At 73.9% G+C, this 25847-nt stretch carries 24 protein-coding genes, 1 rRNA gene and 1 riboswitch; of the genes, 15 read left to right on the forward strand and 10 right to left on the reverse strand.

Annotated features, from left to right (window positions below):
* Positions 1-84: 84 nt before the first annotated feature.
* From APR04_RS13215 to APR04_RS13225, 3 genes are all read right to left on the reverse strand, one after another.
* Entirely contained in the window at positions 85-840 is a 756-nt protein-coding gene (locus APR04_RS13215; RefSeq protein WP_308292347.1) for an ABC transporter ATP-binding protein, read from the reverse strand.
* The gene (locus APR04_RS13220; protein WP_253870940.1) at positions 840-2537 is read right to left on the reverse strand and encodes an ABC transporter permease; all 1698 of its coding nucleotides are present in this window, start codon (positions 2535-2537) and stop codon (positions 840-842) included. Before APR04_RS13220 ends, APR04_RS13215 begins: the two co-directional genes overlap by 1 nt.
* Positions 2513-3598 carry a thiamine ABC transporter substrate-binding protein gene (locus APR04_RS13225; RefSeq protein WP_253870996.1) on the reverse strand — a complete coding sequence of 362 codons (1086 nt, stop codon included), beginning with the start codon at positions 3596-3598 and terminating at the stop codon, positions 2513-2515. The genes APR04_RS13220 and APR04_RS13225 overlap by 25 nt, the downstream gene beginning before the upstream one ends.
* Positions 3593-3698, reverse strand: a riboswitch (TPP riboswitch). It overlaps the preceding gene by 6 nt.
* A gap of 37 nt (positions 3699-3735) precedes the next feature.
* Here APR04_RS13225 and APR04_RS13230 point away from each other — a divergent pair.
* Positions 3736-4017 (forward strand): DUF4235 domain-containing protein, encoded by a 282-nt coding sequence (locus APR04_RS13230; protein ID WP_253870941.1) that lies wholly within the window; start codon positions 3736-3738, stop codon positions 4015-4017.
* Between the two features lie 23 nt (positions 4018-4040).
* On the opposite strand, the gene APR04_RS13235 is transcribed toward APR04_RS13230, so the two are convergent.
* Positions 4041-4817 carry a PAS and ANTAR domain-containing protein gene (locus APR04_RS13235; protein ID WP_253870943.1) on the reverse strand — a complete coding sequence of 259 codons (777 nt, stop codon included), beginning with the start codon at positions 4815-4817 and terminating at the stop codon, positions 4041-4043.
* 188 nt (positions 4818-5005) lie between these two features.
* Between APR04_RS13235 and APR04_RS13240 the strand changes: the two genes are divergently transcribed.
* The 10 genes from APR04_RS13240 (at position 5006) to APR04_RS13290 (ending at position 17281) form a co-directional block, all read left to right on the forward strand.
* Positions 5006-6433 (forward strand): FAD-dependent oxidoreductase, encoded by a 1428-nt coding sequence (locus tag APR04_RS13240; protein WP_253870945.1) that lies wholly within the window; start codon positions 5006-5008, stop codon positions 6431-6433.
* 127 nt (positions 6434-6560) lie between these two features.
* Positions 6561-8249 carry a carbamoyltransferase family protein gene (locus APR04_RS31015; protein WP_253870947.1) on the forward strand — a complete coding sequence of 563 codons (1689 nt, stop codon included), beginning with the start codon at positions 6561-6563 and terminating at the stop codon, positions 8247-8249.
* Complete coding sequence (locus tag APR04_RS31020; RefSeq protein WP_308292348.1) at positions 8246-9817, forward strand: HAD-IIIA family hydrolase; 1572 nt, start codon at positions 8246-8248, stop codon at positions 9815-9817. The genes APR04_RS31015 and APR04_RS31020 overlap by 4 nt, the downstream gene beginning before the upstream one ends.
* Positions 9814-10920: a glycosyltransferase family 9 protein gene (locus APR04_RS13260; protein ID WP_253870949.1), complete on the forward strand. Its 1107-nt coding sequence runs from the start codon at positions 9814-9816 to the stop codon at positions 10918-10920. The genes APR04_RS31020 and APR04_RS13260 overlap by 4 nt, the downstream gene beginning before the upstream one ends.
* Positions 10917-11942: a glycosyltransferase gene (locus APR04_RS13265; protein ID WP_253870951.1), complete on the forward strand. Its 1026-nt coding sequence runs from the start codon at positions 10917-10919 to the stop codon at positions 11940-11942. Before APR04_RS13260 ends, APR04_RS13265 begins: the two co-directional genes overlap by 4 nt.
* Entirely contained in the window at positions 11920-13218 is a 1299-nt protein-coding gene (locus APR04_RS13270; RefSeq protein WP_253870953.1) for a glycosyltransferase, read from the forward strand. The genes APR04_RS13265 and APR04_RS13270 overlap by 23 nt, the downstream gene beginning before the upstream one ends.
* Positions 13215-13895, forward strand: a complete 681-nt coding sequence (locus tag APR04_RS13275) for a D-sedoheptulose-7-phosphate isomerase (RefSeq protein ID WP_253870955.1) — start codon at positions 13215-13217, stop codon at positions 13893-13895. The genes APR04_RS13270 and APR04_RS13275 overlap by 4 nt, the downstream gene beginning before the upstream one ends.
* Complete coding sequence (locus APR04_RS13280; RefSeq protein WP_253870957.1) at positions 13892-15430, forward strand: PfkB family carbohydrate kinase; 1539 nt, start codon at positions 13892-13894, stop codon at positions 15428-15430. Before APR04_RS13275 ends, APR04_RS13280 begins: the two co-directional genes overlap by 4 nt.
* Entirely contained in the window at positions 15427-16185 is a 759-nt protein-coding gene (locus tag APR04_RS13285) for an SDR family oxidoreductase (protein ID WP_253870959.1), read from the forward strand. The genes APR04_RS13280 and APR04_RS13285 overlap by 4 nt, the downstream gene beginning before the upstream one ends.
* A 25-nt stretch (positions 16186-16210) precedes the next feature.
* The gene (locus APR04_RS13290; RefSeq protein WP_253870961.1) at positions 16211-17281 is read left to right on the forward strand and encodes a glycosyltransferase family 9 protein; all 1071 of its coding nucleotides are present in this window, start codon (positions 16211-16213) and stop codon (positions 17279-17281) included.
* Here the strand turns inward: APR04_RS13290 and APR04_RS13295 are convergent.
* Entirely contained in the window at positions 17175-18137 is a 963-nt protein-coding gene (locus APR04_RS13295) for an NAD-dependent epimerase/dehydratase family protein (RefSeq protein ID WP_253870963.1), read from the reverse strand. The genes APR04_RS13290 and APR04_RS13295 overlap by 107 nt on opposite strands.
* Before the next feature lie 164 nt (positions 18138-18301).
* Between APR04_RS13295 and moaC the strand changes: the two genes are divergently transcribed.
* On the forward strand, positions 18302-18772 hold the full coding sequence (moaC, locus tag APR04_RS13300) for a cyclic pyranopterin monophosphate synthase MoaC (RefSeq protein ID WP_253870965.1): 471 nt from the start codon (positions 18302-18304) through the stop codon (positions 18770-18772).
* The gene (locus tag APR04_RS13305) at positions 18769-19008 is read left to right on the forward strand and encodes a MoaD/ThiS family protein (protein ID WP_253870967.1); all 240 of its coding nucleotides are present in this window, start codon (positions 18769-18771) and stop codon (positions 19006-19008) included. Before moaC ends, APR04_RS13305 begins: the two co-directional genes overlap by 4 nt.
* Positions 19009-19027: 19 nt before the next feature.
* Here APR04_RS13305 and APR04_RS13310 read toward each other — a convergent pair whose 3' ends face one another.
* The 3 genes from APR04_RS13310 to APR04_RS13320 all read right to left on the reverse strand — a co-directional run bounded on the left by APR04_RS13310 (position 19028) and on the right by APR04_RS13320 (position 21064).
* On the reverse strand, positions 19028-19525 hold the full coding sequence (locus APR04_RS13310; RefSeq protein WP_253870969.1) for a MogA/MoaB family molybdenum cofactor biosynthesis protein: 498 nt from the start codon (positions 19523-19525) through the stop codon (positions 19028-19030).
* Positions 19522-20436, reverse strand: a complete 915-nt coding sequence (locus APR04_RS13315) for a sulfite exporter TauE/SafE family protein (RefSeq protein ID WP_253870971.1) — start codon at positions 20434-20436, stop codon at positions 19522-19524. Before APR04_RS13315 ends, APR04_RS13310 begins: the two co-directional genes overlap by 4 nt.
* Positions 20437-20605: 169 nt before the next feature.
* Entirely contained in the window at positions 20606-21064 is a 459-nt protein-coding gene (locus tag APR04_RS13320; RefSeq protein WP_253870973.1) for an RrF2 family transcriptional regulator, read from the reverse strand.
* 55 nt (positions 21065-21119) lie between these two features.
* On the opposite strand from APR04_RS13320, the gene modA reads away from it, so the two are divergent.
* Both modA and APR04_RS31025 read left to right on the forward strand, forming a co-directional pair.
* The gene (gene modA / locus APR04_RS13325; protein ID WP_253870975.1) at positions 21120-21902 is read left to right on the forward strand and encodes a molybdate ABC transporter substrate-binding protein; all 783 of its coding nucleotides are present in this window, start codon (positions 21120-21122) and stop codon (positions 21900-21902) included.
* Complete coding sequence (locus APR04_RS31025; protein WP_308292349.1) at positions 21899-24070, forward strand: ABC transporter permease; 2172 nt, start codon at positions 21899-21901, stop codon at positions 24068-24070. Before modA ends, APR04_RS31025 begins: the two co-directional genes overlap by 4 nt.
* 26 nt (positions 24071-24096) lie before the next feature.
* Here APR04_RS31025 and APR04_RS13340 read toward each other — a convergent pair whose 3' ends face one another.
* Together APR04_RS13340 and rrf are read right to left on the reverse strand one after the other, a co-directional pair.
* On the reverse strand, positions 24097-25350 hold the full coding sequence (locus APR04_RS13340) for an AGE family epimerase/isomerase (protein ID WP_253870977.1): 1254 nt from the start codon (positions 25348-25350) through the stop codon (positions 24097-24099).
* Positions 25351-25551: 201 nt separating this feature from the next.
* Positions 25552-25668 (reverse strand): 5S ribosomal RNA (gene rrf, locus APR04_RS13345).
* Positions 25669-25847 lie beyond the last annotated feature (179 nt).

Consider the following 25847-nt stretch of genomic DNA (forward strand, 5'->3'; position numbering starts at 1 on the left):
CCCCGAAAGCCGAGCGGCACCGCCCAGGCGGGCCACGAGCTGCTGGTTGCCGAGTTCTCGGTCATGAGACTCCTGCGGAACGGCTCAGCCGCGCAGGCCCAGGAACTCCGCCACGCGGTCCGACGCCGGTGCCGCCCGCAGCTCACCCGGGGCAGCAACCTGCAGCAGCCGCCCGCTGTCCATCACGCCGACCCGGTCCGCCACGGCGGACGCCTCGGTATGGTCGTGCGTGACGAACACCGCCGTCGTCCCGGTCTCGACGAGCGCGACACGCACCTCGCCCGCGAGCCGTTCCCGCAGCTGGCGGTCGAGCGCGGACAGCGGCTCGTCCAGCAGGAGCAGACGCGGCCTCGGCGCCAGGGCTCGCGCGAGGGCCACGCGCTGCTGCTCGCCACCGGACAGCGTGGGAACGGCCCGCCGCTCGTAGCCCGCCAGGCCCACCAGGTCGAGCAGCGCGGTCACCCGGGCCTCCCGTTCGGCCCGGGACAGCTCCTGGATCTCCAGCCCGTAGGCCACGTTCCGTCCCACGTCCCGGTGCGGGAACAGCTGGCCCTCCTGGAACATCAGCCCGAACCGGCGCTTGTGCACCGGCACCCCGGCGAGGTCCTCACCGTCGTAGACGACGTGGCCCTCCGACAGCGGCTCCAGCCCGGCCACCGCGCGCAGCAGCGACGACTTGCCGCACCCGCTGGGGCCGAGCAGCGCGACCACCTCGCCGGGTGCGACCGTCAGCGACACCTGGTCCACCGCGGTCGTGACCCCGGCCGATCCCCCACCGCGGACAGAGCCTGACGAGGCCCCGTACCGGACCGAGACGTCCCGAACTTCCAGCCCTGCCATCAGAACTCCCCTCCGGCGCGCTCGTCGCGCAGCTGCTCCGCCACCATCATCACCGTCGCGGTCAGCACCGCGAGCACCACCGATGCCGCGAGCGCCATCCCGTAGTTCTCCGCACCGGGCCGCCCGATGAGGCGGTAGATCACGACGGGCAGGGTGGCGCCGTCGGGCCGCGCGAGGAACGACGTCGCGCCGAACTCACCGAGCGACACCGCGAACGCGAACCCGGTGGCCAGGCCGATCGACCGCAGGGCGATCGGCAGGTCCACGGTCCGCAGCACGCGGCCCGGTCCGGAACCGAGCACCGCGGCGACCTCGCGCAGCCGGGGGTCGATCGCCCGGAGCACCGGCAGCACGGTGCGCACGACGAGCGGTACGGCGACGACCGCCTGTGCGACGGGGACGAGCAGCCCCGAGGTCCGCAGGTCGACGCCGAAGACCGGCTGGTCCATGGTGATGAGGAAACCGAAGCCGACGGTCACGGCGGAGACGCCGAGCGGGAGCATGAACAGCCCGTCGAGCGTGCCCACGGCACGGCGCGCGCCGGCCGACCGCGGTCGGCGGGACACCACGAGTGCCACGAGCCCTCCGACGACCAGGGAGATCACCGTCGCGGTCAGGGCGACACGCAGCGAGGTCGCCGTGGCCTCCCACACGGTCACCACCAGCGCGTTCCGCTCGCCCGTGGTCCCGAGGGCCACGTAGTTCCCCAGGCCCCATGACCCGTCCGGCTCGCGGAAGGAGCGGGCCACCAGCCCGGCCAGCGGCAGCACCATGAGCCCGACGACGATCGCCGCACCCACCAGCGCCGCCGTCACGTCCTGGGGCGACCGCCAGGACAGCCGCCGGGCCGAGCCCTGGGCCGACACGAGGTGCAGCGCAGCCTCGCGGCGGCTGCGCGCCCGGGCCGAAACGGCCAGGGCACCCGAGATGACCACGAGCTGCATGACCGACAGCACCGAGGCCGACCGCAGGTCCAGGAACTGGGTGGTGCGCGTCCAGATCTCGGTCTCGATGGTGCCGTACCGCACCCCGCCGAGCACCAGGACCACCCCGAACGCCGTGGCGCAGAACAGGAACACCACCGAGGCCGCCGACGCGACGGCCGGCGCGAGGGACGGCAGGGTCACCGTCCGGAACACGCGGGCGGGGCTAGCGCCGAGGGAGGCCGCCGCCTGCTCGGTCCGGGGGTCGAGGCGCTCCCAGAGCCCGCCAACGGTGCGCACCACCACCGACACGTTGAAGAAGACGAGCGCGACGACGATCCCCGCCAGCGATTCCTCCAGCCCGAGGAACCCGAGGGTGCCGCCGGGCGCGAACAGGGTGCGGAACGCGACGCCGACCACGACGGCGGGCAGCACGAACGGCACGGTCACGAGCCCGCGCACGAGGCTGCGCCCCGGGAACGACCGCCGGTACAGCAGGTAGGCGAGCGGCAGGCCGAGCAGCACCGAGAAGGCGGTGCCGAGCACGGCCTGGGTCAGCGTGATCCCGACGAGCTGCCAGGTGCGCGGACGGAGGAGCACCTCGGTGAAGCCGGTGAGGTCGACCACGCCGTCGGGCATGAACCCGCGGACCACGAGCGCGGCGACGGGCCAGGCGAAGAAGATCGCGAGGAAGCCGAGCGGAACGGCGACCGCCGCCGCCCACAGCAGCGGCGCGGCCGCGCGCCGGCTCAGCCGAGCACTGTCGCGGTCCACCGCTCGATCCACTCGTCGCGGTGCTCGCTCACCTCGGTGGGCTCCACCTCGAACGGCGCGTCGGCCTGGGGCGCGAACTTCTGCCAGTCGGCGGGCAGCTGCACCGAGGAGTCGGCCGGGTACATGTACATCGACTCGGGCAGCGCGGACTGGACGTCCTCGGTCAGCAGGAAGTCGACGAGCGCCTGCGCGCCCTCGGGGTTGTCGGACCCCGCGAGCACTCCCGCGTACTCGACCTGCCGGAAGCACGTCTCCAGCAGGGCGCTGGTGGTCGACCCCGAGCCGTCCTCGTTCACCGTGAACGCCGGCGACGTCGCGTACGACAGCGCGAGCGGACGTTCGCCGCCCTCGCCCGCACCCGAGAAGTCCACGTAGTAGGCGTCCTCCCACGAGTCGGCGACCTTGACACCGTTGTCCACGAGGGACGTCCAGTAGTCCTCGAACCCGTCCTCGCCGAACGCCCCGATGGTCGCCAGCAGGAACGCGAGCCCGGGGGACGACGTCGCGGGGTTGGTCACCACGAGCAGGTCGCGATACTTCGGGTCGGCCAGGTCGTCCAGGGTCTTCGGTACCTCGAGGTCGGACTTCTCGAACCACGCCTCGTCCGCGTTCACGCAGACGTCGCCCTGGTCGATCGGGGTGAGCGCCCCGCCGAGCTGCTCCGCGCCTTCGGGCAGCCCCGCGGGCGTGTACTCCTCGACCACGCCCTCCTCCAGAGCACGGGAGGCGAACGAGTTGTCGATGCCGAACACGGCGTCGCCGAGCGGCGCGTCCTTGGTGAGCACCAGCTGGTTCACCAGCGTTCCGGCGTCGCCGGCCGCGCTGACCTCGAGGGTCAGGCCGGACTCCTGCTCGAACCGGTCGACCAGCTTCTCGTCGAGGGCCCACGAGTCGTGGGTCACGAGGGTCACGGTGCCAGACGCCGACGGGTCGCCCGCGCCGGTCCCGTCGCCGGACCCGGAGCCGTCGGCACAACCGGCGACCAGCAGCGCCATGGAGGCCGCTCCGGCGATCGCTCCAGCACGGATGGTGCCACCGTGGGCACCGGAAAGACGCAACATCATGCCTCGACTTCCTCCGCCGGTGTTACCCGGATCAGGTTCAAGGGTCTGCGGTTGTCCGCACTCTCAGCGCCCTGGGGGCGCTCCCCTGTCGTGTCCAGCCAGCCTACCGGCCCGTCGGAGGCTACGGTGTAGAGGTGGTCGATATTGAGACGCAACAGACACTCGCCGAGAAGCTCGGCACTCTCGCCCTGACGCTCGCGGCCGGCTGGGTCGCGCAAAAGGCGGTCAGCATGATCTGGAAGGGTGTGACCGGCAACGACGCACCCAACAAGCCGGACGACCCAGAGCTGGACCTGGTGCAGGCCACCGTGTTCGCGGCGGTCGCGGCGGGGACGGCGGTGTTCGCGAAGCGCCTGGCGACGAAGGGCGCGTCAAAGGCGGCCCTGCGGATCGCCGCCCGTCGCTCGGCCCGCTGACCGGTCCAGCCCCGGAGCCCGGCTCAGTGCGCCACCTTGCGTGGCCGCCGGGTGAGCAGCGGGTCGTGCCCGCGCGGTCTGCCCACGGGCTCGACACCGTCGAGCGCGCGGGTCAGCGCCACCTGCGTGATGCCGCCCGCCTCGCCCTCGGCCCGCAGCCCGGTCATCACCTGGTCTGCCGCCAGGCGCAGCGGGATACCCGCCCGGCCGGCGGCCTCGAGCAGCAGCTGATCGGCCGTCTCGGCGGACACCCTGCTGACCGCCATGATGACGCCCTTGGCCTGCTCGATCACGGCCTGGCTCACGAAGGCACGGGTCACCACGGCGGACGACCGCCGGGCCAGGGCCTCCTTCTGGACCGGCGTGGCATCCACGACGTATCCGACCAGCTCCGGCGGGTGGCTCGGGCCACCCCGCGAGCCCTGACCGATGACGACCACCGACCGTGTACGGCCCTTCCGGTCCACGATCCGGTGCGAGCAGGCGAACGGCCTGCCGAGGCGGAGCGCCTCGGCGGCGGCGCGGACCACCCGGCTCCGGTCGTCCGGATGCTTGCGGGAGCTGAGCGCCTCGAGGCCTGGTTCCACCTCGTGCCGCTTCCAACCGTGCATGGTGTAGATCTCGTCCGACCACCACCAGCTGCCTGTCGACAGGTCGACGCGGAAGCGACCGACCAGCAGGTTGGTGCCAAGGCCCAGAGCATGTGCCAGGTCGCCCGCCGAGAAGCTCGGTGGCCGTGTCGCGACATCGCCCCCGGCACCGTCCACAACACTGAGCGCGGGCTGTTTGAAAGAGGACATCTCAACCTCCCAGATCCGATGTGGACTGGAAGCCGCTTCATGACTCCGCCGCCACTGATTGTAGAGCGGTTCGCACACTTCGACAGCCCGGCGGGCCATCCCGTGGTGCCTGCGCGCTGCGAGTGCCAGGCCCTCGTGCCAGCCTGAGACCGCCCACAGCGACCGACCACCTGCACCGGAGGTGCACCGTGAGCGAGACTCCCCACGACGTGACGACGGAGCGGGGCACCGCACGCGGAGGCACGCCGGACGTCCTTGCCCCCGGCCCGTTGCGCGTCGATGTCGCGGTGGTGGGCGCCGGGCTCACCGGCGTCGTGACGGCCCAGCTGCTCGCGGACGGCGGAGCGAACGTCGTGGTCCTCCACGCGGGCCCCGCGACGACCACCACCACCGCGCGCTCGACCGGCAAGCTCTCGGTGCTGCAGGGCACCCGGCTCGCGCACGTCGCGCGGTACGGGGACGACGTCGTGCGGGACTACCTCGCGGCGGGGTTCGCGGGCCTCGGGTGGCTGCGCCGCACCCTCGAGGACCTCGACGTGCCCGTCGACAACCGCGACGACCTGACCGTGGCGACCGCGCCCGAACAGGTGACCGACATCGACGCCGTGCTCGCGATCTGCGCGCGCCAGGGCCTCGCGGGGGTGCGGTGGGAGGACGACCCGCCCTATCCCGTGCGGTCCTACGGGGCCGTGCGGCTGCCTGGCCAGGGCCAGGTCGACCCGCTGCGCATGCTCTCTGCGCTCAGCGCCCGCCTGCGGTCCAGCGGCGTACCGGTGCACGACGGCGTCCGGGTCCGGCAGGTGCGCAGGCTCAGCTCGGGCGTCGCGCTGCGCACGAACCGTGGCACCGTGCTCGCCGACCGCGTGGTGCTGGCCACCGGTACCCCGCCCGGCCGCCTGGGTGGCCTGTTCCTCCGGCTCGAGGCCGGCCGCAGCCTGCTCACCACCTGGGACGTGCCGGACCCCGGGGCCCTGCCGCCGGGCTTCGCCGAGACCATGTCGATCACGGCGGGGTCGCCCGTGCGCTCGCTGCGCATGGCCGGCGGCCTGCTCATGGTGGGCGGCGAGGGCTACACCGTCGGCAGGGAGGCGCACCCCGACCGCCGGCTGGCCGCGCTCGACGAGTGGACCCGTGCCCATCTCCCCGTCGGCGCGCCCCGGCACGCCTGGGCGGCCCAGGACTACAGCAGCGACACCGGCCTGCCGCTCGTCGGCCCCGCGGTACCGGGCGACGACCGGGTGCTCGTCGCGACGGGATACGCCAAGTGGGGGCTCACCAACGGCGCCGCCGCCGGGCTGGCACTCGCGGGCCGCCTGCTCGGCGACCCGGTGGAGTGGGGCCCGACGCTCGAGCCGTGGGCTCGTCCGGCGAGACCGACGACCCGCACCGCTGCCACCTTCGGCGAGCAGACCGCGGGCTGGGCCTGTGCCACGACCCGCCCGTCGGGAGGGCGTCCCGGAACGGTGCACGTGTCCCGGATCTGTCCGCACCTCGGCGGCGTCGTGCGGTGGAACGACCAGGAGCAGTCCTGGGACTGTCCGGTGCACGGCTCACGCTTCGCCGCGGACGGCACCCTGCTCGAAGGCCCGGCAACGGAGGACCTCGCAACACGCTGACCAGCGCACATACGGCTCGGGCGCGGACCGGTCCGCCGAGCAGCGGTTCGAGATGCGAGTACCCCTGCAGCCGGAGAACGTAGGGGGACCGGAAGAAGCCCGGTGACGACCCTCCGTGGAGGTCACTGTGCGAGTTCTCGGCGTGAATGCCCTCTTTCATGATCCGTCGGCGGCACTCGTCGTGGACGGTCACGTCCTCGCAGCGGCCGAGGAGGAACGGTTCAGCCGGCGCAAGCACGGCAAGCGTCCCCTGCCGTTCGCGGCCTGGGAGCTACCGGAACAGTCGATGCGCTGGTGCCTCGAGGTCGGCGGGCTCGCACCCGAGGACCTGGACGCCGTCGCGTACTCGTTCGACCCGGCGCTCGCCAAGCCGTCCGACGAGATGGGGCTGCCCGACCCGTGGGACTGGCTGCGGCAGCGATACGCCGAGCGGGCGCCGCAGTTCATCGCCACGGCACTCCCCGGGCTCGACCCCGCCACCGTGCGCTTCGTGCCCCACGAGGTCGCTCACGCCGCATCGGCGGCACTCGCTTCCCCGTACGGCACGTGCAGCGTCATGTCGCTCGACGGCCGGGGCGAGCGCTCCTCCTACCTCGCGGGCCGGTACACCGACGGACGGCTTGAGGTGCTCGCGAGCCAGGAGCTGCCGCACTCCCTCGGCCTCGTCTACGAGTCCCTCACCGAGCACCTCGGCTTCCTGCGGTCCAGCGACGAGTACAAGGTGATGGCGCTCGCGTCGTACGGCAGCCCACGGTTCCTGCCCGAGCTGCGGGAGCTGCTCCGGACCACGCCGGACGGCGGGTTCGTGGCCGAGGCGCCCGACTGGTCGCGGTGGGCGGCGCCGGCCACGCCGGGCGCCATCCAGGAACCGAGCGGTGCCGGCGGTCTGCCTCCCGACCAGGCGGACCTCGCGGCGTCGGTCCAGGCGCGGCTGGAGGAGCTGCTCGTCGAGCTCGCCACGACGCTGCACGAGCAGACCGGCGACACCGCGCTGACCCTGGCCGGCGGCACCGCGCTGAACTGCGTGGCCAACTCACGGCTCTGGCGCGAGACCCCCTTCGAGCACGTCTGGGTCCAGCCCGCGGCAGGGGACTCGGGCACCGCCCTCGGCGCGGCCCTGCAGCTCACGGCAGAGGCCGGTGTACGGACCGTGCCCATGGCTTCGGCGGCGCTGGGCCGCGGCTGGTCCGATGACGAGCTGGCGGACGCGCTGCACACGGCGCGCGTGCCCTTCACGACCCCTGCCGACCTCCCGGAGCAGGTGGCCGACGTGCTGGCCGACGACGGGATGGTGGCCTGGTTCGACGGCCGCTCCGAGTTCGGGCCGCGGGCCCTTGGCCAGCGCTCGCTGCTGGCGCACCCCGGTACGCGCGCCAACACCGAGCGCCTCAACGTGGTCAAGGGCCGCGAGCAGTTCCGGCCGGTGGCACCGATGGTGCTCCTCGAGGACGCCCCGGACATCTTCTCCGGCGGCCCGATCCCCAGCCCCTACATGCTGTTCGTCCACGACGTCGCCGCCGGCTGGCGCGACCGGATCCCTGCGACGGTCCATGTCGACGGCACGGCCCGCATCCAGACGGTGGACGACTCGCAGCCACGGCTCCAGGCGATGCTCCGGGCGTTCCGGGCCCGCACCGGGCTGCCGGTGGTGGTCAACACCAGCCTCAACACCGCGGGTCGCCCCATGGTGGACAGCCCCCGTGACGCGCTCGAGCTCTTCGGCTCCGCGCCCGTCGACGTCCTGGTGCTCGGACCGCACCTGGTCCGGCGAGCCGACCTGTTCACGTCCGGGCAACCGTCCGGAGGTGCCTCGTGACCTTCTCCTGCTCGATAGTGGTCCCGACCGTTGGCCGCCCGGAGCTGCCGGCCCTGCTCGACTCGCTGCGCACGGCCTGCGCCGTCGGCCCGCAGCCGTTCGACGTCGTCGTGGTCGACGACCGCCCGTTCCCGGACCGGGGCCGCGGGCGGAACCCGGCCCTCGACCTCGGACCCGACCCGGTCCAGGGCGTGCGTGTGCTCAGGACCGGCGGGCGCGGCCCCGCCGCCGCCCGCAACGTCGGCTGGCGCAGCGTGCGGACGGAGTGGGTCGCCTTCCTGGACGACGACGTGGTGGTGCCGGAACGCTGGGCCGCCGCCCTGAAGCAGGACCTGACGATGGCAGGCCCCGACGTCGCCGGTGTGCAGGGCAGGATCGCGGTGCCGCTGCCGGGGCACCGGCCCCCGACCGACCTCGAGCGCAACACCGCCGGTCTGGAGACCGCTGCGTGGCCGACTGCCGACATGGCCTACCGCCGGGTTGCACTGCTGGCGGTGCACGGCTTCGACGAGCGCTTCGCCCGGGCGTACCGCGAGGACGCGGACCTGGCCCTGCGCGTGCGCAAGGCCGGCTGGGACCTCGAGCAGGGCGTCCGGTTCGTCGAGCACCCCGTCCGGGCCGCCGGGACCCTGGCGAGCGTGCGCGCCCAGGCCGGCAACGCGGACGACGCGTTGCTGCGCACGCTCCACGGCCCCGACTGGCGCAGGCTCACCGGAGCCGGCCGGGGCCGCCTGCCCTGGCACGTGGCGACGGTCGCTGCGGGGCTGACGGCGCTCGGGTCGTGCCTGGCTGCCGTCCGCCCGGCCGCGCCGAACCCGCGCACGGCGCGCACGGCGCGCACGAGCGCCGTCCTCGCCGGCTCGGCCTGGGCCGGCCTCACCGCGGCGTTCGCCGCGCAGCGTCTCGCCCCCGGCCCGCGTCCTGGCGACGACGACTACGGCCCCGAGCTGCGCCGCATGGTCCTGACCAGTGTGCTCATCCCCTTCGCCGCCGTAGGCCGGCGGCTGCTGGGGACCTGGAGGTGGCGACGGGCACTCGGCGGGAACGTGCCGGCCTGGCCCCTGCCGATCCGTGCCGTCCTGTTCGACCGGGACGGCACGCTCGTCCACGACGTGCCCTACAACGGTGACCCGGACGCGGTCGAACCGATGCCCGGGGCCCGCAGGCTCCTGGACGGGCTGCGGGCCGACGGCCTGCGGATCGGCGTGGTCTCCAACCAGTCCGCCATCGGCCGGGGCCTGCTGACGAGTGCACAGGTGGACGCCGTGGACGAGCGGGTCGGCCGGCTGCTGGGCCCGTTCGACACCTGGCAGCGCTGCCCGCACCGGCCGGAGGACGAGTGCGCGTGCCGCAAGCCTGAGCCGGGTCTCGTGCTGCGGGCTGCGGCAGAGCTCCGCATGTTCCCGGCCGAGTGCGTGGTCGTGGGCGATATCGGCTCGGACGTGGGCGCCGCCGTCGCGTCCGGTGCGCGAAGCGTCCTGGTGCCGACCGAGGTGACCAGACGCGAGGAGCTGTCAGCGGCCCCCGTCGTGGCCGCCACTCTCGAAGAGGTGGTGACACTGCTATGACCCCCACAAAGCACCGTGTCCGTGTTCTCGCGGTCCGGCTCGACAGCGACGGGGACGTGCTCCTGACCGGCCCCGCCGTGCGCGCGCTGGCCGCGACGTACGACCAGGTGGACCTGTTGGTCTCCGGCAGCGGCGTGCAGGCGGCGGAGCTGTTGCCCGGCGTGACCGAGGTTCTCCGGTTCGACGCGCCGTGGTCCGGGGCCGAGCCGCCTCCGGTCTCCGCCGAAGCCGTCCTTGACCTCGTGGCCGGCCTGATCGCCCGCCGCTATCAGCTCGCGGTCGTCTTCACGTCCTTCCATCAGTCGACGCTCCCCATGGCACTGCTGGCCCGCCTGGCAGGCATCCGCCACATCGCCGGGGTGAGCGAGGACTATCCCGGCTCCCTGCTCGACGTGCGCCATCGCCGCCCACCGGGTCTGCACGAGGTGGAAGCGGCCCTCGACCTCGCCGACCAGGCGGGTGCCCGGCTGCCGGTGGGCGACGACGGGCTGCTCGCCGTCCGGCGTCCGCTGCCCGCCGTGCCGGAGCGCGCCGAGCACACGCTGGGGGTCGGTGGCGCCTGGCGACAGCGCTCCGTCGTCGTCCACCCGGGGGCGTCCGTGCCCGCCCGGGCGCCGCTGCCCGAGGACGCTCGGGCCATGGCCGCGCGCCTGGCGCGCGACGGCTGGGACGTGCTCGTGACCGGCTCCGCCGCGGAACGGGACCTGACCGCGTACGTGGCCGGTGGCCATGCCACCGACCTGGGCGGGCGGACCGACCTGGCCGAGCTCGCCGCCGTCCTCGAGTCAGCGGCGTGCGTGGTCGTCGGCAACACCGGTCCAGCTCATCTGGCCGCGGCCGTGGGTACGCCCGTCGTCAGCCTGTTCGCCCCCGTCGTCCCCGCGGACCGGTGGGTGCCCTACGGGGTGCCCCGGCTGGTGCTGGGCGACCAGGGCGCGGTGTGCCGCGGCACGCGGGCCCGCACGTGTCCCGTCCCGGGACACCCGTGCCTCTCGTCGGTCACGCCGGACCAGGTGTCCGACGCCGTCGGGCGGCTCACGCACCTGCCGCCCCGGGCGCCGACCGTCGCCGGGCGGCCCCGCGCCGAAGGGTGGCCGTCATGAGGATCCTGCTGTGGCACGTCCACGGGTCGTGGGCCACCGCCTTCGTCCAGGGCGAGCACGAGTACCTGGTCCCGGTGCTGCCCGGACGGCCCGCCGACGGCCGGGGGCGCGCCAGGACGTGGGACTGGCCGGGCTCGGTACGGGAGCTCGGTCCAGGAGAGCTGCGGCGCGTGCTCGACACGGAGGGCGTGGACGCCGTGCTGCTCCAGCGACCGCACGAGGCAGCGCTCCTGCACGAGTGGACCGGCCGTCGCGCCGGGTACGACGTGCCCGCCGTCTACCTGGAGCACGACGCGCCCGGCGGCCCCGCCGCCGCCACCCGGCACCCGCTGGCCGACGTCGGCGTCGTCGCCGACGGGCGGGTCCCGATCGTCCACGTCACCCAGTTCAACGCCCTCATGTGGGACACCGGCCCGGCCCGCACGGCCGTGATCGAGCACGGCATCCCTGACCCGGGGCACCGCTACACGGGCGAGCGGGAGCGGATCGCGGCGGTCGTGAACGAGCCGGTGCGCCGCTGGCGGGCCGCAGGGACGGACGTGCTGCTGCACGTGGCGCACGAGGTCCCCGCCGAGGTGTACGGCATGGGGACGGAGCTCTTGGCGGAGCACCTCACCCCCCTCGGCCCGACGGCGGCAGGGGCCGCTGGGCGCCTGTACGACCTGCCGCAGCCGGAGCTGCACTCCCGGCTCGCGGGCGCCCGCGCCTACCTGCACCCGTACCGGTGGACGAGTCTCGGGCTCGCCCTCCTGGAGGCCATGGCGCTGGGCCTACCGGTCCTCGCGCTGCCCGTCACGGCCGCCTATGCCGCGGTGCCGCCAGAGGCCGGGGTGCTCAGTGCCGACCCCGACGAGCTCGCGGCGGTCGCCCGCCGGTGGCTCGCCGACCCGGCGGAGGCCGCCGCGTACGGCAAGGCCGCGCGCGAGCACGTCCTGAACCACTACTCCCTCGACGTGTTCCTCAACCGCTGGACCACGCTGCTGACACAGGAGGTGTCCCGTGAAGATCGGCATGATCTCTGAGCACGCCAGCCCGCTCGCCACCCTCGGGGAGGCTGACGCCGGTGGGCAGAACGTCCACGTCGCGGCGCTGGCCCGGCGCCTCGCGGCGGACGGCCACACCGTCGACGTCTACACGCGGCGGGACGATCCAGCGCTCCCGGAACGGGTGCAGCTGACGGACGGGGTCGACGTGGTGCACGTGGACGCCGGCCCGCCCGAACGCCTGCCCAAGGACGATCTCCTACGCTGGATGCACCCGTTCGGCGACGACCTCGCGGCGCGCTTCGGCGACCCAGCGGTCCGACCCGACGTGGTGCACGCCCACTTCTGGATGTCCGGCCTGGCGGCGCTGCGGGCCACCCGCCGGACGGATCGCGGCCCTGAGCCGCCCGTCCCGGTGGTCCAGACCTTCCACGCGCTGGGCTCGGTCAAGCGCCGGTACCAGGGCGCCGCCGACACCAGCCCCACCGCGCGGATCGCCCTCGAGCAGACCTTGTGCAACGACGTGGACCTGGTGGTCGCCACCTGCCACGACGAGGTCCGCGAGCTGCAGCTGCTTGGCGCGACGGAGGACCGGGTCCGTGTCGTGCCCTGCGGCGTCGACCTCGGTAGGTTCACGCCGAGCACCACCCGCGCGCGAGCCACGGACGACGACGGGCCCGTACGGCTGCTGTCGCTGGGCCGGCTCGTGGAGCGCAAGGACGTCGGAGGAGTGATCGAGGCGCTCGCCCGGCTCGGCGCGCAGGGCCAGCGGGTGGAGCTGCTGGTCGCCGGCGGGCCACCGCTGGGCGAGCTCGAGCGCGATCCCGAGGTGCGGCGCCTGCGCGGCCTGGCCGAACGTCTTGGCGTCGGCGACCGGGTCAGGTTTCTCGGCGCCGTGTCGCACGACGTGGTCCCTGACCTGCTCCGCAGCGTCGACGTCGTGGTCTGCACGCCCTGGTACGAGCCGTTCGGGATAGTGCCGCTGGAGGCCGCGGCGTGCGGGCTGCCGGTGCTCGCCTCCGCGGTCGGCGGCATGCTCGACACGGTGGTGCACGACCGCACCGGCCTTCTCGTCCCGCCGCGTGACCCGGCCGCCGTCGCCGACGCGCTGCTGCGGCTGTCGGACCGCCGGTTCCGCCTCCGTCTCGGTGCCGCCGCCCGGGTGCGCGCCGAGCGCCAGTACGGCTGGGCCGCCGTGGCCCGGCAGACGGCCGAGGCCTATGCCGAGGTCGTCAGCTCCTCGTCCGCTCGCGCGCCTCTGCCGCAGTGGCCCGTGACGGACGCTCCGCTGGTCTCCGCAGGAGGTACCCGATGAGTTCCGAGCCCGTCCGCCCGTCCGACCTCCAGCCCGAGACCTCCAGCGGCCGGAGCTGGCTGCGCCAGCACCGTGCCGACCTGACGATCGGCCTCGACCACGTGACCGCCAGCCTCGGCCGGATCGAGGCCTGGGGGCAGGACCTCGCCGACCGGCTGCTGGCCGGCCAACGCCTGCTGGTCGCCGGCAACGGCGGCAGCGCCGCCGAGGCCCAGCACCTGACCGCCGAGCTGGTCGGCCGGTTCGAGGGTGAGCGCGTGCCGCTCGCGGCGATCGCCCTGCACGCCGAGACCTCCAGCCTCAGCGCGATCGTCAACGACTACGGGCAGGACGAGATGTTCGCCCGGCAGGTCGCCGCGCACGGCAGGCCCGGCGACGTCCTCCTGTGCCTGTCGACGTCCGGGTCGAGCGCCAACGTGCTCGTCGCGGCGCGGCGTGCCCATGAGCTCGGGCTCACCACCTGGGCCCTCACGGGGCAGGCACCCAACCCGCTCGCAGCGCTGTGCGACGACGCGCTCACCGTCCCGTCGGCGTCCACGTCGGCGGTGCAGGAGGTCCACCTCGTCGTCGCGCACACGCTGTGCGCGGTGCTCGACGCCCGGATCGCCGACCGCACGCGTCCCCGCCGAGCGGGCGCGCAGAAGGCGCCGGCGCAGAAGGCGGGAGCGCGCACATGACCGGGAACGGCTCCGCCGTCGGCGACATCTCCCGCAAGCTGGCCGGCTCGCCGTCCGGCGCGGGTGCGGCCCGGCCACGCATCGGCGTCGTCGGGGACCTCCTGCTCGACCGGGACGTCGACGGCTCGGTCACGCGGCTCGCGCCGGACGCGCCGGTGCCCGTCGTCGACGTGGCAGAGGTGCGACAGAGTCCCGGTGGAGCCGGGCTCGCCGCCCTGCTGTGCGCGCAGCAGGCCGACGTCGTCCTCGTCGCACCCGTCGCCGACGACGCGGCCGGCCAGGAGCTACGCCGTCAGCTCGCGGGCCTGACGCTCGTCCCGCTGGGCCATGCCGGCCCGACCCGTCGCAAGACGCGCGTACGGAGCTCCGGCCAGGGCCTGGTCCGGGTGGACGACGGCGGGCCGGGGACCCCGGTCGGCATCGACGCGGCGGCGGTGCAGCGCGTGCGCGACGCCGTCGCCGGCTGCGATGCCCTGCTCGTCGCCGACTACGGCGGCGGGATGACGCGTGACCCGCTCCTGCGGGAGCTGCTCGCCGAGGTGGCCGAGCGGGTGCCGCTCGTCTGGGACCCGCACCCGCGGGGCGGTGACCCCGTCCCGGGTGCGGCGCTCGTGACCCCCAACGCGGCCGAGGCCGGGCTGGCGGCGCGCGGGCTCCCCCGGCCGCCTGCCGAGTCCGATACCGAGGTCCCTGCGGTGGCCGGCGTGCTGCGCCGGGCCTGGGACGCACAGGCCGTGAGCGTCACGGCCGGGGACCGTGGCGCCTTCGTCGCCTCCCGGCAGGACGACACCGAGCGCACCGACGGCGCCCCTGGCGTCGTCCGCCACCTGCCGGCCCAGGCCGCGCACGGTCCCGACCCGTGCGGCGCCGGCGACCGGTTCGCCGCGACGGTGGTGGACCGGCTGGCCCGCGGAGACGGTGCCACCACCGCCGTCCGGGACGGTGTGCTCGCGGCGAGCGCCTGGGTGGCCGCCGGCGGCGCCGACGGTTTCCGCCGCGGCCGCGCGGCCTCCGAGCAGCCCGCCGAGCGGAGCGGCCCCGAGTCCCTGGCGGAGCTCGGTGCCCGGCTGCGGGCGTCGGGCGGGGTGCTCGTCGCGACGAGCGGCTGCTTCGACCTGCTGCACGCCGGCCACGTCACCATGCTCGACGCCGCACGTCGGCTGGGCGAGCACCTCGTGGTGCTGGTCAACTCCGACCGGTCGGTGCGCCGCCTCAAGGGGCCCGAACGCCCGGTGGTGCCCCTGGCCGACCGGCTCCGCGTCCTGGAGGGCCTCGGCAGCGTCGACGCGGCAGTCGTGCTCGACGCCGACGAACCGTCGGACGCCGTGGCGGCGCTCCGGCCCGACATCTGGGCCAAGGGCGGCGACTACACCGCGTCGGACCTGCCGGAGGCGACGGTCGTCCGGTCCTACGGCGGACGCGTCGTGACCCTGCCCTATCTTCCGGGCCGCTCGACCACCGGGCTCTTCAGCCAGGTCCGAGCGTCCGAACCTGTTCCCGCCTCGATCCCGTCCACCATGAGGAGGTCATCATGACCGCAGCCACCACCACCGCCACCGGCACCCCGACCGCCGTCCCGGCTCCCGAAAGCTCCCCGCTCGCACCGAGGTCCGTCGGCACGGTGTTCGTCACGGGTGGTGCGTCGGGGCTCGGCGCGGCGCTCGTCGACGTGCTGGCGGCCGTCGGCGGCACGCCCGCCGTCGTCGATCTGGCCGAACCGACCGCCGACGTGCCTTTCGCCAGCGCGGACCTCGGGGACCCGGACGCCGCTCAGGCCGCCGTCCGCTCGCTGGTGGACCAGGTGGGGCCGCCCGACGCGGTGGTGACCGCCGCCGGGATCGACGCGTGCGGGCCGCTGCTCGACATCGACCCGGAGCACTGGGAACGCGTGGTCCGCGTCAACCTGTTCGGCACGGTGTCCATGGTCCGAGCGGCTCTGCCCTACCTGGAGGAACGGCACGGCACCGTGGTCACCGTCGCCTCGACGCTCGCGCTGCGCGGTGCCGGCGACGCGACGGCGTACTGCGCGTCGAAGTGGGCCATCCGCGGCTTCACCCAGGCCCTCGCGGCCGAGTACGCGGGCAGGGTAGGCGTCACGTGCCTGATCCCCGGAGGGATGCGGACGCCGTTCTTCGACGGCCGCACCGAGCAGTACAAGCCGGGTCCCGACGCCGACCTCAACGACCCTGCGGCGACGGCCGCCGCCGTGGTGACCGCGCTGACGCAGCCGCCGGGGAGCGAGATCCGGGAGATGCTCGTCATGGCGTCGGGCGAGGCGTCATGGCCGTGACCAGGCGGACCGTCAGGAGCCTGCCATGACTGTGCTCGTGCTCCGTGCGCTCGGCCTCGGCGACGCGCTGACCGGCGTGGCGGCGCTCCGTGGGGTCCGGCGGGCCTGGCCGGGACACCGGGTGGTGCTCGCAGCGCCCCAGCCCATCGGCCAGTGGCTGACCGACCACGGGGTGGTGGACGCCGTGCTGCCGACGCGCGGGCTGTCGCAGCTCCCCTGGCCGTGGGCCGGTCCCGGCGGCGCCCAGGACGCGCCCGGGTGCCTGGCGGTGAACCTGCACGGCCGCGGCCCGGAGAGCCACCGGGTGCTGCAGGCGACCCGGCCGGACGCCCTGGTCGCCTTCGACAGCAGGGCGGCCGGTCACATCGGCCCCGACTGGGACGGGAGCGAGCACGAGGTGCTGCGCTGGTGCCGGCTGGTGCAGAGCATGGGTGGCCGCTGCGGCCCGGAAGATCTGCGGCTCGGGCCCACGGACCCGCTGGGCGGGAGAAGCCAGGTGGGCGGGCAGGCGGAAGTGATAGTCCACCCGGGCGCTGCCGCCGAGGCCCGCCGCTGGCCAGCCTCGCGGTGGGCTCAGGTCGTCGCAGCGCTCACCGCACAGGGCCACCGCGTCGTCCTGACCGGGTCGGCAGCCGAACGGGGCCTGTGCGCCCGCGTCCGGCAGGAGGCCGGGCAGGGTGACGCTGTGCGCAGCAGCGCCGGCGAGCTCGGCCTGCCCGCGCTGGCCGACCTGGTGTCCACGGCCCGGCTGCTGGTCAGCGGGGACACAGGTGTCGCCCACCTCGCCACCGCCTACGGCACGCCGTCCGTCACGCTGTTCGGGCCCACGCCGCCTGCGCTGTGGGGGCCGACCATCGACCTCGCCCGGCACGCCGTCGTCTGGCACGGTGAGCTGGACGCTCCGCCGCGGGACCCGAACGCTGGACACCTGGACCCGGCACTCGCGCAGGTGCCCGTCGACGAGGTGGTCGCCGCGTGCGAGTCCGCGCTCACGCAGCTCCCCGCGACCGCGAGCGAAACCACGACACGGTCCTGGCCAGACCGTCCAGCCAGGCGATCTGAGGTTCCCAGCCAAGCTCGGTACGCGCGAGGGTGATGTCGGGGCAGCGCTTGCCCGGGTCGTCGAGGGGCCGCTCGATGTGCTCGACGGCCGACGCCGAACCCGTCGCCCGGATCACGTCCTCGGCGATCCGGGTGACGGTGAGCTCGTGCGGGTTGCCGAGGTTCATCGGACCGGGGTGGCCGCTGTGCGCGAAGGCCAGCAGGCCCGCCACCAGGTCTTCGACATAGCACAGCGAGCGCGTCTGGCTGCCGTCGCCCGCGATCGTGAGCGGTTCGCCCGCGAGCGCCTGGCGCACGAACGTGGGCACCACGCGCCCGTCGTGCGCCCGCATGCGGGGACCGTAGGTGTTGAAGATCCGGACGATGCCGGTATCGGTCCCGAGCGCGCGCCGATAGCCCGCGGTGAGCGCCTCGCCGAACCGCTTGGACTCGTCATAGACGCTCCGGGGTCCGACGCTGCTCACGTTGCCCCAGTACTCCTCGGTCTGTGGATGGACCTGTGGATCGCCGTACACCTCCGAGGTGGAGGCGAGGACGAGGCGCGCGTCGTGCTCGCCGGCCAGCTCGAGTGCGGCCCGGGTGCCGCGCGACCCGGCGTCGAGCGTCTCGATCGGATGCTCGAGGTAGTCGACGGGCGAGGCCGGCGAGGCCAGGTGCAGCACCAGGTCGATGCCGTGGCGGAGCGCTGCCCGGACCGCACGGGAGGTGAAGCCCTCAACGACGTCGCAGTGCTCGAACCGGAACGCCGGGTGGCCGCGGAGAGCCGCCACGTTGCCGAGCGACCCGGTGAGGAGGTTGTCGAGGCACACCACCTGGGCGCCGGAGCCGACGAGCGCCTCGCACACCCTGCTGCCCACGAATCCGGCGCCGCCGGTGACGACGGCCCTCATCGCGGTGCCTCGCCGGGGCATCGGGTCCAGGCGTCCGTACTCATGGGTCGTCCTCTCGCGGAGGTCCGGCAGCCTGGTCTCGACCGCACCGTTCAACGGTGCACCGGAGCCGCTTCACTCGCAGCGGCGCTCCGGGTCGTTCGCCGCCGTGGCACCCTGGTCCCGTGAGCTTCACGCATCTTGACGACCGGGGCCAGGCCCGCATGGTCGATGTCACCGCCAAGCAGCCGACCATCCGCTCCGCGACGGCCTCTGGCACTGTCCGGTGCGGCCCCGACGTCGTCCGGGCCCTGCGCGACGGCGCAGTACCCAAGGGGGACGTGCTGGCGGTGGCCCGCATCGCGGGCATCGCAGCGGCCAAGAGGACGCCGGAGCTGCTGCCGCTGGCGCACGTGATCGGCGTGCACGGCGCGGCGGTGGACCTCGAGGTGACCGACGACGGCGTCGTGATCTCGGCGACCGTCCGCACCGCCGACCGCACGGGGGTGGAGATGGAGGCGCTCACCGCGGTCGCTGTGGCCGGCCTCGCCGTGGTCGACATGGTCAAGGGCCTGGACAAGTCCGTCTCGCTCGCTGACGTGCGCCTCGAGCGCAAGACGGGCGGCAAGTCGGGCGACTGGGTGCGTGCGGAATGATCACCGTCCGCTACTTCGCCGGTGCCCGTGAGGCTGCCGGGGTCAGCACCGAACAGCTCGATGGACCGACGTCGGTCGCCGCCCTCCGCGAGACTCTCGGCAAGGCCCGTCCTGGCCTGGTCGCGGTGCTGCCGAGGTGCGCGCTGCTGGTAGCCGGCGCCCGGGCGACGTCGGACGAGGCGCAGATCCCGGACGACGCCACGGTAGACGTCCTCCCCCCTTTCGCCGGCGGCTGACCCCCGTTGGTCGTGGGCGTCAGTGGTCGCCGCCCTCGAGCTGGGTGCGGACGTGGGGCCAGAGCGTGAGCACCACCTCGAGCCCGTCCCGTACGCCGCCGGACGACCCGGGCAGGTTCACGACGAGCGCTCGTGCCCCGTCCGCCGCGCGAGCCAGGCCTGCCAGTCCCCGGGAGAGCGCGGCCGTCGGGACGCCCGCAGCGACGCCCTGCTGGCGGACGGCCTCGGCGATCCCTGGGATCTCGTAGTCGAGCACCGCGCGCGTGCCCTCCGGGGTGAGGTCGCGCGGCGCGATCCCGGTGCCGCCGGTGGTGATCACCAGCCGGGCTCCGTCGTCGAGCGCGGTCCGCAGCACGTCCCTGACCGACTCCACGCCGTCGGGCACCAGGTGGTTGCGTACGTCGGTGAGTCCAGCCTCCCGGAGCAGCGCCACCGCCGTCGGGCCGGACCGGTCCTCGGCCTCGCCACGTGCACATCGGTCGGACACAGTGATCACCGCTACCCGGTCGGACGTCATACCGACACGCTATCGGCCTCCGGCTCCTGGGGCTGCGCCACCTCGACGGCCTTGTCCTGGCGGTACGCGCGCACCGACCAGGCGACAGCGGCAGCCCAGCCGGCCCAGAGCACGACGTAGACGGCGATCTTCACGCCGTCGGTCGCGGCGATCCAGTCGCTGCCCAGCAGTGTGCGCGAGTTGGTGAGGACGATCACGCCGCCCACGGCGGAGCCGAGCACACGCGGCGGCATGAGCCGTACCAGCCACGCGGCGATCGGAGCGGCGATCAGGCCGCCGATGAGCAGGGCGAGCACCCAGGTGACGTCGATACCCTCACCGCTGAGCCCGACGAAGAAGCCGACGCTCGCGGCGATAGCGACGAAGAACTCGCTGGTGTCGATCGAGCCGATCACCTTGCGCGGCTCCATGCGGCCGCTCGCGAGGATCGCGGGCGTGCCGACCGGGCCCCAGCCGCCACCGCCGGTGGCGTCCATGAAGCCGGCGACGAGGCCGAGTGGCGTGAGGAAGCGGCGGCGCAGCGGCTTTTCGGAGCGGGCGGGCAGGCCCTGCACGGTGAAGCGGAGCAGCACGTAGAGGCCCAGCCCCAGCAGGATCACCGACATGACCGGGCCGGCGATCTCGGTCGAGAGCGACGACAGGAACGTGGCGCCGGCGAACGCACCGATCGCACCGGGGATGCCGATGCGGGCCACCACCTTCCAGTCCACGTTGCCGAAGCGCCAGTGCGAGGCGCCGGACGCGAGCGTGGTGCCGATCTCGGCGAGGTGCACCGTGGCCGACGCCGCGGCGGGGTTCGTGCCGATCGCCAGCAGCAGCGTGGTGGAGGTGACGCCGTAGGCCATGCCCAGACTGCCGTCCACCAGCTGGGCGCCGAGGCCGACGAGCGCCAGCAGGATCAGGGTTCTCATGGTCTTCGACCTTCCACGTCCGGGGATACGGCACAGGCCGCACGGGACGGCCGGAGCCAGAGTAACCACCTAACCCGGTCGGAAACAACAGGCATTTCACGCATCGGATAAGTGGTCATGCGGACAGCAGCCGAGCAGACCTCGGATCGTGCGGAGCCGGCAGGGGTGCTTAGGAGTTGGCCCAGGCCGAGTCACCCTGGGTCAGGGCGCGAACGTCGTCGGGCAACGTGCCCGACACCAGGTCGGCGAGCGAGACCGCCTCCAGCACGGCGCGGACGTTGGCACGCAGCGCCACCCACACGTGGAGCAGGGGCGCTGCCGGGCCCTGGAACTCCAGGTCGGACGGCCGGTTGCCCCGGACGAAGACCAGCGGCCCGTCGACGGCGCGCACGACGTCGGCGATGGTGATCGAGTCGGCCGCGCGCGCCAGGCGGTAGCCGCCACCCGCGCCACGGTGGCTCGTCACGAGCCCGTCGCGGCGCAGATCGCTCAGGATCCCCTCCAGGAAGCGGTGCGGAATATCCTGTGCGCGGGCCAGGGCCTCGGCGCGGACAGGACCGTCGTGGTCGGCAGCCGCCAGCTCGGCGGCGGCCCGGACGGCGTAGTCGGCTCGTGCGGAGATCCTCATGCTGCCCATTCTCTCCTGTACGTCGCGCGCAGCGTGCCGGGATAACCTCGACACCGTGCCGAGACTCGCCAAGCTGCCTGCGGGCGCGCCCCGCCGGGCGCTCGCACCGGGCGCCGCCGCGCTGGTGATCGGCCTTGTCCTGACGGGGTGCGCCTCGACGTCCGACGGCGAGAAGCTGACCGTGCTGGCCGCCGCCTCGCTGCGCGAGCCGTTCGCCGCGCTCGCTACCACCTTCGAGGAAGCGCACCCCGGTGTGGACGTCACGATGTCGTTCGGCGGGTCGTCCGGCCTCGCCGACCAGGTTGAGGCGGGTGCCCCCGCCGACGTCGTCGCCACCGCGGACGAGCTCACCATGGCTCGTCTGTCCGACGCCGGGCTGGTCACCACGCCAACCGTCTTCGCCACGAACGTGCTCACGATAGTGGTGCCCACCGGCAACCCTTCCGGCGTCGAGAGCCTCGCTGACCTGGGACGACGCGACGTCGACGTGGTGCTCTGCGCACCAGAGGTCCCGTGCGGACGGGCTGCCGCCGCCGTGGCCGACGGCGCCGGCGTCACGCCGCACACGGTGAGCGCGGAGCCGAGCGTCACGGACGTGCTGGCCAAGGTCGCCCTCGGCGAGGCGGACGCAGGCCTCGTCTACGTCACCGACGCCGCGACGGAGCCTGACGACGTCGAGACCGTCCCCACACCCGAAGCCGCCGACGTCGTCAACCGGTACCCCCTGGCAGTGCTGGCCGACCCACCCGCCCCTGACCTGGCCGCCGACTGGGTAGCCCTCGTCACCGGCGAGGAGGGCCGGTCGGCGCTGTCGGAGGCAGGGTTCGGCACGCCGTGAACGGCCTGCCGCGCTGGGTGGTCCTCCCGGCCACGCTCGGTGCGCTGCTGGTGGTGCTGCCGGTCGCTTCGCTGCTGACCCGGGTCGACGTCGGCTCGCTCTGGCCGCTCCTGACCGCTCCCGGCGCCCGTGACGCGCTCTGGCTGTCGCTGCGCACCTCTGTCGTCGCGACGGTCCTGTGCGTGGCGCTCGGCGTTCCGCTCGCGCTGCTGCTGGCCCGCGCCTCGTTCCCCGGACGCCGGGTGGTGCGCGCGCTGCTCCTGCTCCCCCTCGTGCTGCCGCCCGTGGTGGGCGGCCTCGCGCTGCTCACCCTGCTCGGGCGCAGCGGGCTGCTGGGCGGCGTGCTCGAGGTTCTCGGGATGCGCGTCCCGTTCACGACGGCGGCCGTGGTGGTCGCGCAGGCCTTCGTGGCCCTGCCGTTCCTGGTCCTGACGCTGGACGGCGCTCTCCGGTCCCACGACACCGCGCACGAGGACGTCGCCGCGACGCTCGGCGCCCGGCCTACCCGGATCCTGCTCCGGGTGACGCTGCCCGCGCTCGCACCGGCGCTCATCTCTGGAACGGTGCTGGCCTTCGCCAGGGCGCTCGGCGAGTTCGGCGCGACCATCACGTTCGCGGGCGCTCTCCAGGGCGTCACCCAGACCCTGCCCCTCGAGATCTACCTGCAGCGCTCGTCCGACCCGGACGCCGCCGTCGCGCTCTCCCTCGTGCTGGTGGTCGTCGCGCTGGCGATCATCGTCGCCGCGTACGGCCCGTGGTTCCCCCAGATCCCGGAGCAGGGTGCACCGGGATCTGCGGCGGCCGGTGGACCGACACCCGCGGCCGGCCGGCCCTCGTCGAGCGTCGGGGCGGAACCGGAGGGGTGGCCGTCCGAGGCGGCTCCATCCGCGGGGTGGCCGGGCGGGCGGCCGGGCGGGCCGCCGGGCGGTGGCGGGGCCGTCGGGGGCGGGGCGGTTGGTACCACCGGCGGCGGTCGGGCCCGGCCGCCCACGCCCCTGCGCATCCACGTCCGGGTGCCCGAACGCGGCGTCGACGTCTCCGTCGACGTGCCCGCGGGCGAGGTGGTCGCCGTCCTGGGTCCGAACGGCGCGGGCAAGTCGACCCTGCTCCAGGCCGTCGCCGGCCTCGGCGGTCACCGCGGGGACGTGACGGTCACCATCGGGGACCGCGTCCTCGCGGGTCCCGGCGTGCCCGCCGCGCCACCGCGTGACCGGCGCGTCGGGTGGCTCGGGCAGCGCGCCCTGTTGTTACGGCACCTGTCCGTCGCCGACAACGTAGCCTTCGGGCCGGTCTCCCGCGGGATGCCCCGGGCCGCGGCCCGCGCTCTCGCCCGGTCCCTCCTGTCCGACGTCGGTGCCGCACACCTCGCCGGACGGCGCCCCCACGAGCTCTCGGGCGGCCAGGCGCAGCGCGTGGCGATCGCTCGCGCGCTCGCCACAGACCCCGACGTGCTGCTGGTGGACGAACCGTTCTCCGCGCTCGACGTCGGTGCAGCCCAGCGCGCCCGGCTCCTGCTGCAGGCGGCGCACCGGGCCGCGCCCCGCACCACCCTGCTCGTCACGCACGATCTTCTGGACGTCGCCCAGCTCGCCGACCGGGTCATCGTGCTCGAGGAGGGCCACGTGGTCGAGGACGGTCCGGCCGGAGAGGTGCTCACTCGACCGCGCTCGGCGTTCGGTGGGCGCTTCGCCGGCGTGAACCTGCTGGCCGGCAGGGTTACGGTGACCGCGGCTGGAGGCGGTCAGGAGCGTGCGGCGGAAGCCGCCGGGGGGTCGAGCGCCGTCCTGGCCACCGTGCTCGGTGACGTCCACGGGACCACGGAGGACGTGCTCGACACCGACACCGAGGCGGTCGCCCTCTTCGAGCCGCGCGCGGTGTCGGTACACCGGGACCCACCGGGCGGCAGCCCGCGCAATGCCTTTCCGGTGCTGCTGACCGGGATCGAACCGCATGGCCCACTGCTCCGGATGTGGGCCACCACCGGCCGGGGCCATCGCGGCGGGCACGGCGGCGAGGATGTCGGGGCTGCCCACCCAGACGCCCCGGCAGCCCCGGAGCAGATAGCCGCCGACCTCACGCCCGCCGCCGTCGCAGAGCTCGGCGCGGTGCCGGGGGAGCAGCTCTGGTTCGTCGTGAAGGCAGCCGAGGTGACAGTGCTCCTGCGGTGAGCGGGCCGGGTCGCGGCCCGCTGCCGTCAGGCCAGGATCTGGCCCACCCGCTGCGCCGAGGCCGCGAACGAGCCGGTCAGCGGCAGCTCGGACAGGATCACGGCCTGGGCGGCGTGGTAGACGTCGGGCTTGCCGACCCACGTGCGGCCCGACGGCTGGTTCTCCGTGTCGAGCTCGTGGTGCCAGGACCCGTGCTCGGCGTCGATCAGGTTCGCCTTGATCCACGCCCACCACTCGTTCTCGAGCTCGGCGTAGCGGACCTCGCCCGTGACCCGGCCCAGCACGTGTGCGGTGGCGACCGCCTCAGCCGCTACCCAGTGGAAGCGGCGCGCCTCGACCGGTGTGCCCGACCAGTCGGTGGTGTAGACGAAACCGCCCCCGGCGCCGTCCCACCCGTCCTCGACCGCGCGGTCGAACAGCGCGACGGCCGCATCGGTCCGGTGCCCCGCCGTGCCGGCCTCTGCGTCGATCTGCAGCAGCAGCCGCGACCACTCGAGCCCGTGGCCGGGGGTCGCCCCGTACGGCTTGAAGGGATCGTGGGGCCGGTCCGCGTTGTACTCGAGCAACGGGTTCCATGCGGCATCGAAGTGCTCCGGGATCCGCCACTCGTTCGACGAGGCCCAGTCCGCTACCCGATCGCCGATCGTCGCTGCCCGATCCAGCCACAGACCATCGCCCGTCGCGGCGTGCGCAGCGAGCAGTGCCTCCACCGAGTGCATGTTCGCGTTCACCCCGCGGTAGTCCGACACCGACGACCAGTCACGCGACCGCTCGTCCAGGTGCAGCTCCTGCTCCGGCTCCCAGAACCGGGCATCGAGCACGGCAAGTGCCGTGGTGAGCAGCTCTGACGCGCCGCGGATGCCGGCGACCTTGCCGGTCGAGGCGGCAAGCACCACAAAGGCGTGCGCGTAGGCCTCCTTGGTACCGACCAGCTCGTCGCCCTCACCTCTGGCAGCGATCCACCCGCCGAACTCGGGGTCCGCCAGCACGTCCTGAAGGCCGCTGATGGCCCGCGCGGCATGCTCCTCCGCGCCGCTCACCCCCAGCAGGTGCCCGACGGCGAAGATGTGCGCCATCCGCGACGTGATCCACGTCTCCACCGGGTGCGAGCTGTCGGGACGCCCCCGGTCATCGAGCCAACAGGCGGCCCCGTCCGCACGGATCGACCCCTCAGCAAAACGCAGCAACGAGACGAAGTGGTCCCTGCGCCACGCGGACTCAGTGGTGCGTGCGGGCTGGTCGGTGGCGCCCGCTCCGGTGCGGGTTGTGTCTGCGTTCACACAGTCACGATAGCGGCGGCAGCTGTGTACGCGGCAAGTTGCCCAGCGACCAAAGCGACGAAGCCGGCCACGTCCGAGCTGCACCGGCGTTGGTGTGGCGTGGGGGTCCGTGCCTTGGGGCCTTGGGGAAATGCAGTCAGGGGATGGAACCTGCACTACCCCGGAGGGTTGTGCAGGTTCCATCCCCTGCTGGGAATGGTTGTCCGGCGGCGTCCTACTCTCCCACCCCGTCTCCAGGGCAGTACCATCGGCGCTGTAGGGCTGAGCTTCCGGGTTCGGAATGGGACCGGGCGTTTCCCCCACGCTATGACCACCGTAACACTATCGAGAAGGCAAAACCCGTCTCCACCCACCAACCCAACCCCTTTCAAGGGTGGTGTGGTGAGTAGGGGGTTTGGTGCCCGTGACTCGGGAACCGCATAGTGGACGCGTAACAAAACCTTCAAAAACTTATTAGCAGTGATGAGGTGTTGTGAAGTTATCGGCAGTTAGTACCG

It is taken from the genome of Promicromonospora umidemergens, assembly GCF_024171995.1.
GTDB lineage: Bacteria > Actinomycetota > Actinomycetes > Actinomycetales > Cellulomonadaceae > Promicromonospora > Promicromonospora umidemergens.

Excerpts from the sequence above, each read along its gene's own strand:
- APR04_RS13215 (WP_308292347.1), bottom strand. The coding sequence starts at position 840 with ATGGCAGGGCTGGAAGTTCGGGACGTCTCGGTCCGGTACGGGGCCTCG.
- APR04_RS13225 (WP_253870996.1), bottom strand. The coding sequence starts at position 3,598 with ATGTTGCGTCTTTCCGGTGCCCACGGTGGCACCATCCGTGCTGGAGCG.
- APR04_RS13235 (WP_253870943.1), bottom strand. The coding sequence starts at position 4,817 with ATGTCCTCTTTCAAACAGCCCGCGCTCAGTGTTGTGGACGGTGCCGGG.
- APR04_RS13260 (WP_253870949.1), top strand. The coding sequence starts at position 9,814 with ATGACCCCCACAAAGCACCGTGTCCGTGTTCTCGCGGTCCGGCTCGAC.
- APR04_RS13265 (WP_253870951.1), top strand. The coding sequence starts at position 10,917 with ATGAGGATCCTGCTGTGGCACGTCCACGGGTCGTGGGCCACCGCCTTC.
- APR04_RS13275 (WP_253870955.1), top strand. The coding sequence starts at position 13,215 with ATGAGTTCCGAGCCCGTCCGCCCGTCCGACCTCCAGCCCGAGACCTCC.
- APR04_RS13280 (WP_253870957.1), top strand. The coding sequence starts at position 13,892 with ATGACCGGGAACGGCTCCGCCGTCGGCGACATCTCCCGCAAGCTGGCC.
- APR04_RS13285 (WP_253870959.1), top strand. The coding sequence starts at position 15,427 with ATGACCGCAGCCACCACCACCGCCACCGGCACCCCGACCGCCGTCCCG.
- APR04_RS13290 (WP_253870961.1), top strand. The coding sequence starts at position 16,211 with ATGACTGTGCTCGTGCTCCGTGCGCTCGGCCTCGGCGACGCGCTGACC.
- APR04_RS13295 (WP_253870963.1), bottom strand. The coding sequence starts at position 18,137 with ATGAGGGCCGTCGTCACCGGCGGCGCCGGATTCGTGGGCAGCAGGGTG.
- APR04_RS13305 (WP_253870967.1), top strand. The coding sequence starts at position 18,769 with ATGATCACCGTCCGCTACTTCGCCGGTGCCCGTGAGGCTGCCGGGGTC.
- APR04_RS13310 (WP_253870969.1), bottom strand. The coding sequence starts at position 19,525 with ATGACGTCCGACCGGGTAGCGGTGATCACTGTGTCCGACCGATGTGCA.
- APR04_RS13315 (WP_253870971.1), bottom strand. The coding sequence starts at position 20,436 with ATGAGAACCCTGATCCTGCTGGCGCTCGTCGGCCTCGGCGCCCAGCTG.
- APR04_RS13320 (WP_253870973.1), bottom strand. The coding sequence starts at position 21,064 with ATGAGGATCTCCGCACGAGCCGACTACGCCGTCCGGGCCGCCGCCGAG.